The sequence below is a fragment of the Mumia spirodelae genome, from assembly GCF_050632745.1.
Classification (GTDB): Bacteria; Actinomycetota; Actinomycetes; order Propionibacteriales; family Nocardioidaceae; genus Mumia.
This window is the reverse complement of the sequence record NZ_JBODSD010000007.1, coordinates 1-14720: the sequence shown is the minus strand read 5'-3', so window position 1 is coordinate 14720 and position 14720 is coordinate 1. Positions and strand designations below refer to the sequence as shown.

Here is a 14720-nt window from a genome sequence, read left to right as displayed (position 1 = left end):
TGTACATCGTTGTACGCTGATGTGCATGGCGACGATCACCATGAGCGAGGCGCGCGCACAGCTGGCCGCGCTGCTCGACCGGGTGGAGGCTGGCGAGGAGATCACGATCACCCGCCACGGTCGCGCGGTGGCCCGTCTATCACCGCCGCGCGGCGCGCGGACTCCACGAACCGACTACCTCTTCGCCGCCGCCGACGCCGTCGCCGTCGAGATGGAGGCCTCGAGACACAGAGCGCTCCCTGAACCCCCGCAGGGCGCCGATGCCGACGCACTGGTGCGTGCGCTGCGTGACGATCGCGATGCCTGGTGACGCCGGCGTTCGACGCTGATGTCGTGATCTACGCAGCGGTCGGCGACGAGCGTGGGCAGATGCTTCTCGACGCGATCGGACGGGCACCCCGTGGTGAGCCGGCAGGGATCGGTTCGACACTTCTCCTGACCGAGACGCTCGCTCTCGGTCCGGACCGCCTCGAGGAGCGCCCTCGGCTCCTTGCCCTGCTCGACCGTCTGGCACTGAGTCCCGTCTCCGCGGACGTCGCCGTGATGGCCGCAGCGCTCCGCGTTCGCCACCGACTGAAGACGCCTGATGCGCTCCATCTCGCCACGGCGATCGCCGGCGGAGCCGACCGGTTCGTCACGAACAACCGTCGCGACTTCGGGTCGGGGATCACCGAGATCGACATCGTGCACCCGTCCGGCGGACGCTGACCGCCGTTCACCGGCCCCGAGGCTTGCCCACGTCCCCCTTCGCGTAGTCGCAGACGCCGTCGGGGAAGATCGCCTCCAGCCGCGCGACCTGCTCCGCCGTCGGCTTCCACGCGCCGTACAGGCCCTTGCGGATCGCTCGCTCGACGGGCTGCGTCGCGCACTTCCAGACGCCGCCCTCGTACGGGCCGCCCGCGACGCGTCGCGACGACGAGTAGATCGGGAACTTCTGCGTGCACTCCCCTGCCGCACGGTCGTCCAGGACGCCGTCCCACACCCGCTTGCCGGACGCGATGAGCGAGCCGTCCGTCGCGAAGCAGGAGTCCACGGCCTGGGCCGGCTTGTTGCCCGCGACTCCGCGCTTCGGGTTCGCGGCGATGTTGCGCATCCACTGGTCCATCACCGCGAACGCCATCGGGGTCTGGTCGAACTGCTCGCTGGGCCGTGCGTCGGTGAACCAGATGACCTGGTTGGAGGCGTCGCCGTCGACGTTGAGCATCCGCTGGCGCGACGCGAACGACTGCTGCGTGTTGTGCATGTCGAGGTCGTCCTCGAGGTAGTGCCTCCAGTCGATCACCGGGATGTCGATGTCGCCCTGGAACTGCATGCCCGAGGTGTACGCCGCCCGCATCGCCTCGCGGTCGCCCTCGCGCCGCGGAGCCGGCGTCGCGCCGCCGTCGGGGCTCAGCTTCATGTTGCGCGCGCTCCACGGGTCGAAGTTCTGCGGCGTGAAGGGGCCGGCGAACGGGAAGCCCTCCTCGACCATGTCGGCGGAGTCCTTCCAGCTGCCGACCTCCGCGTTGAGGTCGAGGAACTCCTGCGGCGTGATGAGGCCGTCGGTCAGCGCCTTCAGGCCGTACTGGACGCCGACGTTGTCCCACGGCACCCGCGCGTAGCCGTCGTCGCCGACGCCGTAGATGTTCACCGTGTCGCCCCAGTGGGTCCACTCGACGCCCTCGACGCCCTGCGCGAGCTTGTCGAGGTCGTCGACGTCGGTGAACATCGGGTTCATCGCGAGCGGAGTGAGGCCGAACCATCCCGGCTTGCACTCCATCAGTGCGGGCGCCGGGGACGCGGGGTCGCGCGTCATGACCTGGTAGCCGAGCGCCTGGTACGCGGCGTACAGCTGGTTCCACTGCGCGATGTCGCCCGCCGACAGGTTCTTCGGGTAGCTCGTCCCGTTGAGCCCGATGATCGCCTGCCGGACCTCGGGGTCCTTCCACTTCGCGTTCGTGCGGTCGGTCGCGTCGAAGTAGTGCTCGAGCAGCTCGCAGTCACCCACGTGGATGACCTGCGTGACCATGTCGGGGTAGGAGTACTGCGCGATCGCGGCATCGATCAGGCCGGGGTGGTTCTGCGCGTACACGTACTGCTGGATGGCACCGCCCGAGCCGCCGACCGCGACCGTGTAGTCGGGGACGCCGTGCGTCTCGACGGTGTGCTCCTTGAGCATCAGCGCCGTCTCGCCGCCGACCTGCAGGTTGTAGTGCGTGCTCGTACGGGTGCCACTCGACCACATCACGCCGTAGCCGAGCTTGAGGAGATCGGCGGGGAGCATCGCGCTGTCGCTGGTGGTGCCCTGGGTGTGCCCGATCGCGACGCCGCCCTGGAAGCTGAAGACGAGGCGCCGGTTCCACAGCGAGTCGTCGGGCTGGGTCGGATCGGCCTCACCGACCGGCGCGAGCATCGCGACGCTGTAGACGAACCGGTTGATGGTCCCCCGCTCCCAGCGGACGATGAACGGCACCGTCTTGCCGTCCATGGTCGTGGTGGTCGCGGTGTCGGCCGGCGGGTCCGCCGGGTCGTCGAGCCAGTGGAAGCGGTTGTCGGTGTTCGAGCGGTAGACGTAGCCGTAACGGGTCTCGGCGGCGCAGTCGCCGCTCCAGCCCACGATGTCTGCGTCGGCCGTCGGGTAGCCGCGACCGTCCTGCGGGTAGCTGCCGTTCTCGTCCTCGGCCGCGACCGGGATGCCGAAGTGGTCCTGGTTGTCGACCAGGGGCTGGCCCAGGATCATCCGGCCGTCGAAGCGGCCCCGGGCCGTGGTGCAGACGAACGGCTGCTGCTGCGGGCCGGAGAAGATCGGTCCGCTGATCGGGTGGTTGACGAGCGTGATGCTGGTGCGCTTGCCGCCCGCCGCGCCCTTCGAGATCACCGCCTTCACCCGGTTCTCCCCCACCTCCAGTCCCTCGACGAGCCCCACGAGCGTGCCGTCGTCGGAGATGTCGAAGGCCGCGGTGACGTCGTCGCCGTCGAGCGTCACGCGGACGTCGTCCGGACGTGCCTTCTTCGGGAGCGTCACCTCGAGCAGCGCGTCGCCGCCGCTCACCTGGTCGGCCTCGCCGGAGAGGACCGTGATCCGCAGCCCGTTGCGGTGGTGCGTGCCGTGGCCCTGGCCGGCTGACGCCGACTCGGCGGCGGCCAGTCCCAGTGCGGCGACGGTCAGGGTGGTCGCGGCCGCCAGCGCGCGGCGTACGACGAAGCTCGACATCTCTGCCCCTCCTCCGGCGACGCCGTCGTCGCCCGTGGCGGTCAGAGTAGTGTGATCCGCGTCACGTTGGCGAGTGGTTGCCCGACGAAGCCCCCGTCACCGCAGGTCGGCGAAGAACGCGCGCACATCGTCCACGAGGGCGGCCGGCTCCTCCCACGCCGCGAAGTGTCCGCCACGGTCGACGTCGACCCAGCGCGTGATCACGTGCTCCTTCTCGGCGAAGCGCCTGATGCCGACGTCGCCCGCGAAGACGATGACGGCCGTCGGCACTCCGGTCGGCGGGAGGGTCTCGCCCCATCCCTGGGCGTTGGCGTAGCCGACGTACGCCGACGACGCCGCCGTGTCGGTGAGCCAGTAGAGCATCCCGTTGGTGAGCATCCGGTCCATCCCGAGGATCTCGTGCGGCAGGACCTCGCGCGGATAGGTCCACTCGCGCAGCTTGTCCGTGATCCAGGCGAGCTGACCGACGGGCGAGTCCGCCAGGCCCGCCGCGACCGCCGACGGGCGTGTCGACTGGATCGCGATGTAGCCGAACTGCTCCTGCATGAACTCCCCCACCCGGCGTACGCGATCGCGCTCGAGGTCGGTCAGGCCCGCCAGCTCCTCCTCTCTCAGCTGGTACGTCGGCACGCCGACGTTGCCGTTCAGGTGCACGCCGACCACGGTGCTCCCGGGTGATCCGTCGCTGCCGGTCGCGCGGGCCACCTCGGGCGAGACGGCCGCACCGATGTCACCGCCCTGCACGCCGTACCGCTCGTAGCCGAGCCGCCGCATCAGCTCCGCCCACGCCCGCGCGATCCGGGTGTGGTCCCAGCCGGCGTCGTGCACGGGACCGGAGAAGCCGAAGCCGGGCAGGCTCGGGATCACGACGTGGAACGCCTGCGTCCCGTCACCCCCGTACGACGCGGGATCGGTGAGCGGACCGATCACGTCGAGGAACTCGACGACCGATCCCGGCCAGCCGTGGGTGAGGAGGAGTGGTAGCGCGTCCGGCTCGGCGGAGCGCACGTGCAGGAAGTGGACCTGCTGGCCGTCGATCGTGGTGAGGAACTGCGGGTACGCGTTGAGCGCCTCCTCCTGGGCCCGCCAGTCGTAGTCGTCGCGCCAGGACGCGACGAGCTCGCGCAGGTACGACGTCGGGACGCCGGTCGCCCAGCCGTCGCCGGGGAGCGGCGTCGTGAAGCGCGTGAGCGCCAAGCGCTGTGCGAGGTCGTCGAGCTGTGCCTGCGGGACGTCGATCCGGAACGGAGTCACGCTGGCCTGGCCGGTGCTGTCCGTGGTGGTCATACGACGACCGTACGAACGGTTCCGGCCAGGCCGCGTCCGGATTCGAGGGTGATGGCAGACGCGTTCGCGTCAGATGCCGCAGTTCGGCGCCGACCACAGGCGCGTCGCGGGTGCGGCCACGTGGACGTGGTCGTTGTGGTCGGGATAGCCGGGACCGAGGATCTGCGAGAAGCCGTGGTAGCGCGCCTGCTTCGCGATCGTGCAGAACCCCTGCGTCCCTGCCGCGAGGTCGGCCGCGTCGCCGTACAGGTGCCGGCTGTTCGACGCGCCACCGACGGCGCTGTTGCACGAGTAGCTGCGGAAGCCGCTGTTCACGCCGAGCGGCCGGTCCCCCAGCGCGTGGCGCAGCGCCTGAAGCTTCCACATCGTGACGAGTGCGTTCGCCTTCGCCGCCGCAGCGGAGACGGCGCCACCCGACCATGTGGTGTTGCAGCGGTTCAGCTCGGCGTACGTGAAGTTGATCGGAGTGCAGTCGTCGTCCTGCAGCGCGTAGAGCTTCGCGTACGTCTGCGGTCCGGCGACGCCGTCGGCGGTGAGGCCGTAGGCCTGCTGGAAGCGGGTGACCGCCGCCTTCGTCGCGGGGCCGAAGCTGCTGTCGAGGGCGAGCACCGCGCCGTACCCGGGATAGCCGGAGACGCGGATCTGGAGCTGGCGGACGTCCTCCCCGGTCGCGCCCTGCGACAGGGTGCGCGACCAGCTGTAGCAGGCGTCGGCGGACGCGGGGGCGGTCGTCGCCGCCACGCCGAGGACGGTCGTGGAGATGAGCAAGGAGAAGGCGACGAGGACATGACGGAGCGAGCGGACCATGGCAGGCCTCCTGGGGGTGGGCAGTTTTTGTGCCAATGCTTGTCGTCCTGGTCGCGATGATCCTCACAGTCCACCGCGGGCGCAAGCCGAACCTCGCGCCGCGCTCCTGTGGATGACGGACGCGCGGGGGTGGCGGTTCGCGGCAGAGTTCTCGGCACCCGACCCCGGAGGGACCGCATGCCACTCTTCGCGCCGTACCCTGCGACGCCTGACGAGATCCTCGCGTCGGCTGCGGAGCTCGAGACGCGGAGCGCGGCGGTGGTGGAGGTCTCCGCCGACGCCGTACGCCGGACGTACGAGGCCGGCGCCCACCTCGAGGGCACCCTGCTCACGCAGATCCCGATCCTCGTCGGACCGCTGAGGGCGCTCGGCCACGAGGTCGACGAGCGGGCGACGTTCGCCGCGACGGTCGTGCGCGCCTGGGCGGTCGCCGTGACGATCTACGACGCCGGCGTCGAGGGGCTCAACGAGGAGTACGAGGCAGCGCCGGTCGAGGAGCGCGCCGCGACCAGCGCTCACCTGCGCCGACGCCACGGCACGCTGGAGGCGTTCCTCGACGACACCGCCCGCCGACTCGCGGACCTCCTCGACGGTGGTCCCTCGGACGACGCTTGGCGCGGGCTCGGCGGGTTTGGTCCGGTGCCGTCGCGTTTCACGCCGCCGCCGGTCGCTGCCGGCGGGCGCGGTGATCCCGCGGCGATCACGGCGCTGACGATCCTGCTCGGCGATCCCCGCGCATGCCTGCCGGAGACGGGCGGCGTGCCCGAGTGCCTGATCGAGGCGGCGTCCGTGCTGCCGATCGGCAAGCTGCTCAAGCTGCGCCGGGTGCTCAAGGCGCTCGAGAAGCTCGACGACGCGACGGATGCCGCGAAGGTGATCGACGACTACGTCGATGACGCGACGAAGGTGTTCGATGACCTACCGGGTGGCAGACGCCCCCACGTCCGCGTCGTCGACGACGTAGCATCCCTCCGCGACCTCTACGGTCGGCTGACTGCTCGCGGGGAAGTCACCGAGATCCCTCGCTACGACGGGATCGCAGTTCGAAGACCGGATGGCGTCGTCATCGGCCTGAGGGACGATTCCAAGAGTGGCGGCGCATCGATCGACATCATCGCCGGTGACGGCATCAAGCGGAAGGTCCACATCAGATGAGGTCCGACGACGGGCTCACGCTCGACCAGGAGATTCTGTCGCACTGCAGTCTCGACTGGGTCGACGCTGCCGAGGTGACCGGAGTCGCCCGCCACCTCTCCGGTGCTGACGGGCTCCAGCCAGCCGACATCCGCGACCTGTGCATCGGCGCGGTTGCCCGCCTCGCCGCTGCTGGGCTGGTCGAGATCGGCGACCTCCGTGACGACGGGCGCTTCGCACGGTGGGACGGGACGCACGCCGAGAACCTCCACAGGTTGGCGTTCGACTGGGCAGGTCTGGCCGACCCCTATCCGGAGATGTGGGACCTGTTCTGGCTCAACACGACCCCGCGAGGCGACGAGATCGGCAACGCCATCACCGACTGGACCAACGCGGACCCTGCCACCCGCGGGCCCGCGCCGTCCGTCGATCCGGCGCGCTGACCGCGGCCTCAGCTCGAGCTCGTGTCCCGCGGCAGCTTCGGGATCAGCCAGCCGAGGAACGCGTCCTGGCTCCGCGTCTGCAGGTACACGCGCCCGGGTCCCGTGAGGTCGACGACGAATCCTTCGCCGCTCAGCAGCGTCGACTTCCAACCCCCGACCTTGCGCACCTGGAAGGCGACGCCCTCGCTCCAGCCGACGAGGTGCCCGGTGTCCACGACGTACCGCTCCCCTGGAGCCAGGTCCATCGTCTCGATCGCCCCGTAGCTCGCGACGAGCAGCGGCCCGGATCCGGTGCAGCGGAGCATGAACAGGCCCTCGCCGCCGAAGAACGTCTTGGCCCCGCCCCACTTGCTGTCGACCTCGATGCCGGGTCCGGCGGCGAGGTACGACCCGGACTGCAGATAGACGGTCTCGCCGGTCAGCGTCCACGGCACGATGTCCCCGGGGAGGACCGGCGCGAAGGTGATCTTGCCGGGTCCACCCTGCGCTGTGAACGTGTTGAGGAAGAACGACTCGCCTCCGAGCACGGCGCGACGCAGTCCCTTCAGCATGCCGCCGCCGGTCGAGGTCTGGATCTCGACGTTGGCCGACATCGCCATCATGGCCCCGCCCTCAGCCTTGACCGACTCCCCTGCGGAGAGCGTGCAGGCGGCGGCCGAGTAGCCCGGGCGACTGGTGATCTCGATGTCCATGACGGAAGCCTGGCACCAGACGCGGCCAGCTGCCACGCCGACGTCACCGACGCACGTCCCGGAACCAACCCTCACGGTCCCGTGGGTCCGGCCCGCTCCGCGCCCGCGTCGGTCGCACCGTGCCCTGCGGCACCGCCGCGTAGTGGTCGAGCTCCGCGCTCAGCACCGCCTCCCCGCCGCTCAGGTCGGGGAGACGCCGCGCCAGCTCCGGCACCGCAGCCGACGGCAGGTGACCGCTGAGCACAGTGAACCCGTCCTTCGGCGTCGACCCGAGCGTCCTCCCGCCGAGCCGGCCGACCAGCGACAGGACAGCGCCGAGCACCTCGTCCGGCAGATCGATCTCGTACCTGTCGATCGGACGGCAGACGCGCGTCGCCGCACGCTCCAGCGCCGCCATCAGCACGACCGGGGCCAGCCCGCGGAAGTCGGCCCCGACGCTCGACATCGCCTTGTTGAACGCCTCGTGCGCGTGACTCTGCCGCGGGTAGTAGCCCGACGCCGTCATGGTCACGACGCAGTCCGTGACCTCCCATCCCGCCAGCCCCTGCCGCAACGCCGCGCGAACGCCCTCCTCGGTGGCGGCGATGAACGCCGGCGGCAGGTTGCCGCGCTCGATGCCCGGGGAGAACGCGACCCCGCTCCCTTGCGGACCGGGCTCGACGCGGAGTCCGATCGTCGCAAGGTACGGGTTGCCGGCGACCCCGAGCTCGTCCAGCGCCTCCCCTGTCCCGATCACGCGCTCGATGCAGACGACCGACGTCTCCGAGAAGCGGACCCGCACGCCGTACCGCTCCTCCAGGACGGCTGCGAGCACCTCTTTCTGCACCTCGCCGTGAAGGCGGACGACCGCCTCTCCCTCGTCCTCGTCCACCCGCAGGTCGATCAGGGGGTCCTCGTCGGCCAGCTCGGCGAGCCCTTGGAACATCCTGATCCGCTGAGCGCGGTCGTGCGGTTCGACGACCGCCTGCATCGTCGGCGGGGGGAACCGGTACGGCGTGCGTCCCGCCGCGTCGCCCAGCACGTCGCCGATCTGGACGTCCAGCCCGCGCACGGCGGCGACCTCCCCTGCGTGCACGACCTCCGCGACGCGCAGCCCGCCGGGCCGGCTCACGGCGATCTCGGTGACGGGCGCCGCCCGGCGACCGTCCGGCGCGGTCTTCTCCCGCACGCGGAGCGCACCGGACCACCACCTGACCCAGGCGCGCCGTCCGCGCTCGTCCCGGTCGACCGCGAACACGGTGCCCGCACTGGACCCGTCCGGCACGTCCGCCCGCGGCAGGAGCGTCGTGATCGCGTCGCGGAGCGCGTCGAGGCCCGCCCCGGTGATCGCCGAACCGGCAAGCACGGGCGTCAGCGCACCCCGTCGTACGCCGCTGCGGAGGGCGTCGACAACCTGACGTGGCGCGGGAGCGTCGCCGTCGACCCACGCCGCGAGGACGTCGTCGTCGACGGACGCCGCAGCCTCGATCGAGGCCGGTTCCATCGCCGGCACGGCGTCCACCACGGCGTCGCGCCGACCGATCCCCCGCACGCGCGACAGCACGACGACGTCGGACGTCAGCCGACGGCGTACCTGCGAGACGGCTCGCTCGAGGTCCGCGCCGGACCGGTCGACCTTGTTGACGAAGACGACCGTCGACACACCGAGCCGCCGCAGCGCACGCCACAGGACGACGGTCTGCGGCTGGACTCCCTCGACCGCCGACACGACGAGGACCGCTGCGTCGAGAACCGCCAGCGACCGCTCGACCTCGGCGACGAAGTCGGGGTGCCCCGGCGTGTCCACGATCGTGACCGCGAGATCGGCGAGCGCCAGGGTCGCGACAGAGGCGCGGATGGTGATCCCGCGACGGCGCTCCAGGTCCGAGCCGTCGGTGCGGGTCGTGCCGGCGTCGACGCTGCCGAGAGCGGCAACGGCACCGGCGTCGTACAGGAGGCGCTCGGTCAGGCTTGTCTTGCCGGCGTCAACATGCGCGACGACTCCGAGCGTGAGTGAGGACGAGGTCAAGGGTCAGCTCCACGGTGGGACGGATAAGGGTCCGGGGCGTGGTAGCTGCTCGCATGCTCGTGGTGCCTCTCAACGGTCGTCGTCGTACGGGTCGTCCCCACGGTCGCACTCGCGCCGGGACGACGTCGAACGGTTTTCGTCCGAAGACGACGCGGCCGTCCGCGGCCCCGAAGGACTGCGGACGGCCTCGACGCGACCCAGCGCTACGGCTAGCCCAGCGGGCGCGTCCAGACGTCGGCGATCGACGGGTCGTAGTACGCCGGGTCGTCCTGGTTCTCGAACATGACGCGGACCTTGCCGTCAGCCGCCGCAAGCTCCGCGGGGACCACGAACTCGTACGTCTCGGTCCCGGCTCCCGCGGTGCGCTGGTGGGTACGGAGCAGGACCTCCTTGCCGTCGACGTACACCTTGTAGCGCTTGGTCTGCGCCTTGTCGTACGTCTCCACCGCGCGCAGCACGAACGCCTTCCCGGGCTCGACGGCCAGGTCGAACGCGAAGTGCGAGAACGGCGTGAGGTGGCCCGCGTAGCGACGTGTCTTCCCCGCCTCGGTGCTGGTCCCCGAGGAGCTCGACGCCGTCAGGCCGTGCGCCTGCTCCGAGGCTGCCACCCCGAGGTCGACGTGGTCGAGCGCGTCCGCGACGGACGGGTCGATCACGACCACCGCTGTCCCCCGAGCCGTACCGAGCGTGTCGCCGCCACGGGTGAAGGAGACGTCGAGCGCGTGGTCGGCCCGCGCCCGCTCCGCGTCGCGCGGGACGGCCACCGTCAGCGCGACCGTCTTCTCGCCACCGGCCGCGACCGCTCCCGAGACCGGGACGCGACCGAGGTTGCGAACCCGCGCGGAGACCGTCACGGCGCTGCCCGGCCGTGCCTCGGCCGGGGTCACCGCGACCTGGTCCACCGCCACCGGCGATGCGACGTCCACGGTGAACCGCTTCGACACCGCAAGGTCAGCGCCGCCCACGACGAACCCGACGCGGGCCGACGCCACCACGGTGCCCGGCTTCTGCTCGCCGGCCACGGTGACGGTCAGGTCGGCGCTCTTCTCGTCCCCGGGGGCGAGCTTCTCCGCGAGCGTCACCGGCTGCCCTGCCGCCCAGCCGGACGGCAGGTTCACGGCCGACGCCGTCACCGCGGTCGGCTGGCGCTGCCCGTCGTTCTTCGCCGTCACCGTGACCGCCACGTCGTCCCCGGGTCGTACGGCGGTACCGGCCGTCTTCGCCGCGAACGACAGCTCGAGGAGGTCGGCGACAGCCACGGAGGTCGCATCCCTGACGGCCTCGACGGCCGCGTCGACCTTCTGCTCGTCGGCGTCGGACAGGCCAGCCTTCTCCACCAGTCCGTCGAGCGGCTTCAGCGCATGGTGGGCGACCACCAGCGCGTCCGCCGCACCCTCGTCGTCGCCGGCACGGACGCGCTCGAGCGCCGTCGCCACCGCGCGGTCGGCGCTCGCGGTCGCGACCCGCGCCAGCGTGAGGGGGGCCGTACGACCGTCGACGTCACGGAGGCTCGCACGCAGGGCGTCGACGTCGTCCACGACCGCGCCGACGAGGCCCGCCTGCCGGTCCGAGACGAACGCGTACGACCCGGAGCCGACCTCGACCACGACGTCACCGTCGGCGTACGAGATCGCGTGGACACCCTTGGCGTCCGCGACGGCCCGGCCGCCCTCGGTGACCGCGTGGACGTTCGCGGCCGGGATGCGGATCGTGGCGGTGGATCCGACCGGCACGTCGACGTCCATCGTGAGGCGGTCTCCGCTGCGCTTCCAGCTGCTCGCCACCGGACCGTACGGGGTCGCCGTCGAGGCCTTCGCCCAGTCCATCTGAGCGGTGACGGCGGGCGCGATGCTGATGCTGCGGTAGCCGGACTCCTTCGACGGGCTGATCCCGGCGACGTCGTGGTAGAACCAGTCGTCGACCGTGCCGAGGAAGTAGTGGCCGCGCGACCGGGCCTCGAGCGCCCAGTGCTCCCACATCGACGTGCCACCGTTCTCGGTCATGTAGCCCCAGCTCGGGTACGTCGTCTGCGTGGCGAGCTGGTAGGCGATGTCGGCATAGCCGTGGTCGGTGAGGACCGGCAGGAGGTACTTCGTCCCGAGCACCCCCGTGTTGAGGTGCATGCCCTTCGCCTTCACGTCGGCGACGATGCTCGCCGCGACCGCCTTCTCGACGTCGTCGTCGGGGGTCAGCCCGAACGCGAGCGCGAGGACGTTGTGCGTCTGCCGATAGCCGCGGTCGCCGCTGCCGCGGTAGTAGCCCGCCGTACGGTCGAGGAACTGCGCGTTGAACGTCTTCTTGACGACGGCAGCCTTCTCCGCGAACGCGGCGGCGTCGGCGTCCTTGCCGAGGTGACGTGCCGACGTCTCCATCGACGTGAGCATCGCGTAGAGGTACGCCGTCCCGGAGACGCGCGTGTCCTCCGGCGCGTTGCCTCCCGCGGGGCTCGCCTCGGGGCTCACCCAGTCCCCGAGCCGGTTGTTGGTGACGAGCCCGTTGCTGGACCGGCCGAACTCCACCTCGACGTACTTCTTCATGCCGTCGTAGTAGTCGCGCAGCGTCTTGTCGTCACCGCCGTACTGGTAGAGCCACCACGGGATCATCACGTACGCCGAGTGCCAAGGCGTCGCGACGCCCCACTGGCCCCAGTCGCCCGAGCTGGGTGCGATCACGAGCGGCGCGCCGTTCGCGTCGCGGGTGTCGTTGACGTCGGTCATCCACTTGGCGAACAGCTCGTGGGTGTCGAGGTTCATCATGAACATCTCGGCACCGACGGCCGCATCGCCCGTCCACCCGTTCTTCTCGAACATCGGGGTGTCGGTCGGGATGCCGTGGATGTTGTTCTTCAGCGTGTCGACGACGGCGCGGTGCACGTCGTTCATCACCGGGCTGGAGCTGTCGAACGCACCGGTCTCGGCGGCGTCGGTGTGCACCGCCTTCGCCGTGAACGCGCTGAGCGGCGGTGCTTCGTCGCCGGGCCAGCCGGTGACCTCGATGTACTGGAAGCCCTTGTAGGAGAACCTCGACTCCCACGACTCCTTCTCCCCCGTGCCGGCGAGGATGAACCGGTCGGTCTGGAATCCGGACTGGAAGCCGCCGTTGTTGGAGAAGTTCGGTCGGCCGTCGGCCTTGAGCTTCTCGCCGTACTGCGCCTTGATGGTGGTCCCGGCCGCGCCCTTCGCGGTGAGCTCGACCCACCCGGCGAGGACTCGCGGGAACTTGACGACGTACACGCCGTCGACGGGCTCGGTGATCTCCTCGGCCGGTAGCGACTCGGTGACGCGGATCGGCTGCTGGCGCTGGTTCACGAGTGCGCCCTTCGGGCCGGCGACCTCGCTCGCGGGCGTCCACGAGTCGTCGTCGAACCCGACCTCGTCGAAGCCGTCCTGAACCAGGCGGGCGTCGTAGGTCTCGCCCGCGTACAGGTCGTCGAACACCGTGGGCCCGTCGTGGATCGTCCACGAGTCGTCGGTCACGACGTCCTCGGTGCTGCCGTCGGCGTACTCCAGCCGCAGGACCGCGCGTGCGACGGGTTCGTCGTGCCACGGCGGCGACTCCCACCGCCACACGTTGCCGCCGGTCATGCCGTAGAAGCCGCGACCGAGCTCCATCCCGAGCGCGTTCTTGCCCGGCTCGAGCTGGTCGGTGAGGTCGGTCCCGACGTACTGGGCACGGTCGTCGTAGTCGGTGAAGCCGGGAGACAGCACGTCCTTGCTGATCGGGGCGCCGTTGAGGCTGACGTTCGCGTAGCCTCCGGCCGCGACGTACAGGGTCGCCGCCGCCAGGTCCTTGCCGACCGAGAACTCCTTGCGGAGCAGCGGGGCGGGCTTGGTCTCGCTCTTGGGCGGGCGGACGCCGCTGCCCCACTGGCCGCTGCCGTAGACCGCGAGGACCTTGGCCGACTCCCACGAGGAGTCGTCGAACGCCGGCGCCTCGAAGCCGGTGGGGATCTGCTTGCTGACCTTCCAGGTCGCGTCGGTCGTGGCGACACTCGTGCTGCCGTCGGACCACGTGGTGCGGATCTTCGCGAGCAGGCCGGCGGGCGATCCTGGGCCGTTCGTGGTGCGGACGGCGACGACGTTGCGCTGCGGGTCGAGCGGGGCGCGGTAGAGGTGGGACTGCTGCCACTCGTTCTCGGCGCCCTGGGTCTCACCGAGGAGCTTCCCGTTGAGCCAGAGCCTGAACGAGTCGTCGGCGGTGATCAGGATCTCCGTCGAGGTGGCCGTCTTGCCCGCGGGCGCGGTCCACGTCGACCGGAAGGCTCGGGGCTCGGCCGGTGCGCCGCCCGTCGTCGCGTCCGACGTCCAGATCCAGCTCGCGCCGGACATGTCGAGCGTGTCGGTCTCGGCCGAGCGCGCGTTGCCGATCCAGGAGCTGCCCGCCCAGTCGTCCTCGTCGAGCAGGCCGGTACGGAAGCTGCTCGTCGCGTTCGCCCTGCCCGCGCTCGTCACGACGTCGACGCGCCAGTGGTAGCGCGTGGCGGGGTCGAGCGCCGGGCCGTCGTACGCGACGTTGGCCGACTCGTCCGAGGAGACGACGCCGCTGTCCCACGCGGCTCGGTTGCCGGTGAGCGCCTTCTCGCTGGTGGCGAGCCGGATGCGGTACGACGTCTGCGTGACGTCACGCTGCTGCGTGGCAATCACCCAGCTGAAGCGCGGCTCGTCGACGTCGATGCCGATCGGCGTCGGCTTCTTCTCGACCTCGAGGTCGACCAGCGCCACGCCCTTCGACGGAGCGCTCAGGGCCGCTCCCGAGGCCGGAGCCGCGTTCAGCGCGGGGAACAGCAGGGCAAGCACGACGACGAGTGCCGCGAGAACGCGGCTCCCGTCGAGGGGCCGACGGTCCGACACGGACTTCGTCACGGTTCTCCTCAGAGGGATTGGAACGATTCAACGAGGGAACCAAACCACACGCGGTGTGACGTGGACAACAGGGGTGACCGGTAACGGCCACCCAGCCCCGGGAACGACGAAGCCGCCCACAGCCGACACGAGGTCGAGCTGCGGGCGGCCTGCGTCCGTGGTCGCGTCGCTAGCTGTGATGTCCAGGCACGTTGGTCGAGATCGTGTGACGACTCGGTCTGAGGTGTAGATGGGTGAAGGCCTCCTGGTGTGGAGTGGAGCTGTCTAAGGAACCGCTCCGCCACCAAGGAGGCC

General features: G+C 70.7%; 10 protein-coding genes. 4 read left to right on the top strand and 6 right to left on the bottom strand.

The window, feature by feature from the left end; translation table 11 throughout:
• Positions 1–25: 25 nt before the first annotated feature.
• Together ACQSSQ_RS23365 and ACQSSQ_RS23360 are read left to right on the top strand one after the other, a co-directional pair.
• On the top strand, positions 26–310 hold the full coding sequence (locus ACQSSQ_RS23365) for a type II toxin-antitoxin system Phd/YefM family antitoxin (protein WP_431329558.1): 285 nt from the start codon (positions 26–28) through the stop codon (positions 308–310).
• 23 nt (positions 311–333) lie between these two features.
• Positions 334–708, top strand: a complete 375-nt coding sequence (locus ACQSSQ_RS23360; protein ID WP_431329557.1) for a type II toxin-antitoxin system VapC family toxin — start codon at positions 334–336, stop codon at positions 706–708.
• A 7-nt stretch (positions 709–715) separates the two neighbouring features.
• On the opposite strand, the gene ACQSSQ_RS23355 is transcribed toward ACQSSQ_RS23360, so the two are convergent.
• From ACQSSQ_RS23355 to ACQSSQ_RS23345, 3 genes are all read right to left on the bottom strand, one after another.
• Positions 716–3193 carry a DUF6351 family protein gene (locus tag ACQSSQ_RS23355; protein ID WP_431329556.1) on the bottom strand — a complete coding sequence of 826 codons (2478 nt, stop codon included), beginning with the start codon at positions 3191–3193 and terminating at the stop codon, positions 716–718.
• A 96-nt stretch (positions 3194–3289) separates the two neighbouring features.
• Positions 3290–4480, bottom strand: a complete 1191-nt coding sequence (locus tag ACQSSQ_RS23350; protein WP_431329555.1) for an epoxide hydrolase family protein — start codon at positions 4478–4480, stop codon at positions 3290–3292.
• A 69-nt stretch (positions 4481–4549) separates the two neighbouring features.
• Entirely contained in the window at positions 4550–5287 is a 738-nt protein-coding gene (locus ACQSSQ_RS23345; protein WP_431329554.1) for a D-Ala-D-Ala carboxypeptidase family metallohydrolase, read from the bottom strand.
• A 177-nt stretch (positions 5288–5464) separates the two neighbouring features.
• On the opposite strand from ACQSSQ_RS23345, the gene ACQSSQ_RS23340 reads away from it, so the two are divergent.
• Positions 5465–6442, top strand: coding sequence for a hypothetical protein (locus ACQSSQ_RS23340; protein WP_431329553.1), 978 nt, complete (start codon positions 5465–5467; stop codon positions 6440–6442).
• A complete protein-coding gene (locus ACQSSQ_RS23335) occupies positions 6439–6864 on the top strand; it encodes a hypothetical protein (RefSeq protein WP_431329552.1) in 426 nt (141 codons plus the stop codon). The genes ACQSSQ_RS23340 and ACQSSQ_RS23335 overlap by 4 nt, the downstream gene beginning before the upstream one ends.
• Before the next feature lie 8 nt (positions 6865–6872).
• On the opposite strand, the gene ACQSSQ_RS23330 is transcribed toward ACQSSQ_RS23335, so the two are convergent.
• The 3 genes from ACQSSQ_RS23330 to ACQSSQ_RS23320 form a co-directional block, all read right to left on the bottom strand.
• Positions 6873–7556, bottom strand: coding sequence for a TIGR00266 family protein (locus tag ACQSSQ_RS23330; RefSeq protein ID WP_431329551.1), 684 nt, complete (start codon positions 7554–7556; stop codon positions 6873–6875).
• Between the two features lie 43 nt (positions 7557–7599).
• Entirely contained in the window at positions 7600–9564 is a 1965-nt protein-coding gene (locus ACQSSQ_RS23325; protein ID WP_431329550.1) for a GTP-binding protein, read from the bottom strand.
• 209 nt (positions 9565–9773) lie between these two features.
• Positions 9774–14426, bottom strand: coding sequence for a family 78 glycoside hydrolase catalytic domain (locus ACQSSQ_RS23320; RefSeq protein WP_431329549.1), 4653 nt, complete (start codon positions 14424–14426; stop codon positions 9774–9776).
• Between the last annotated feature and the right edge of the window lie 294 nt (positions 14427–14720).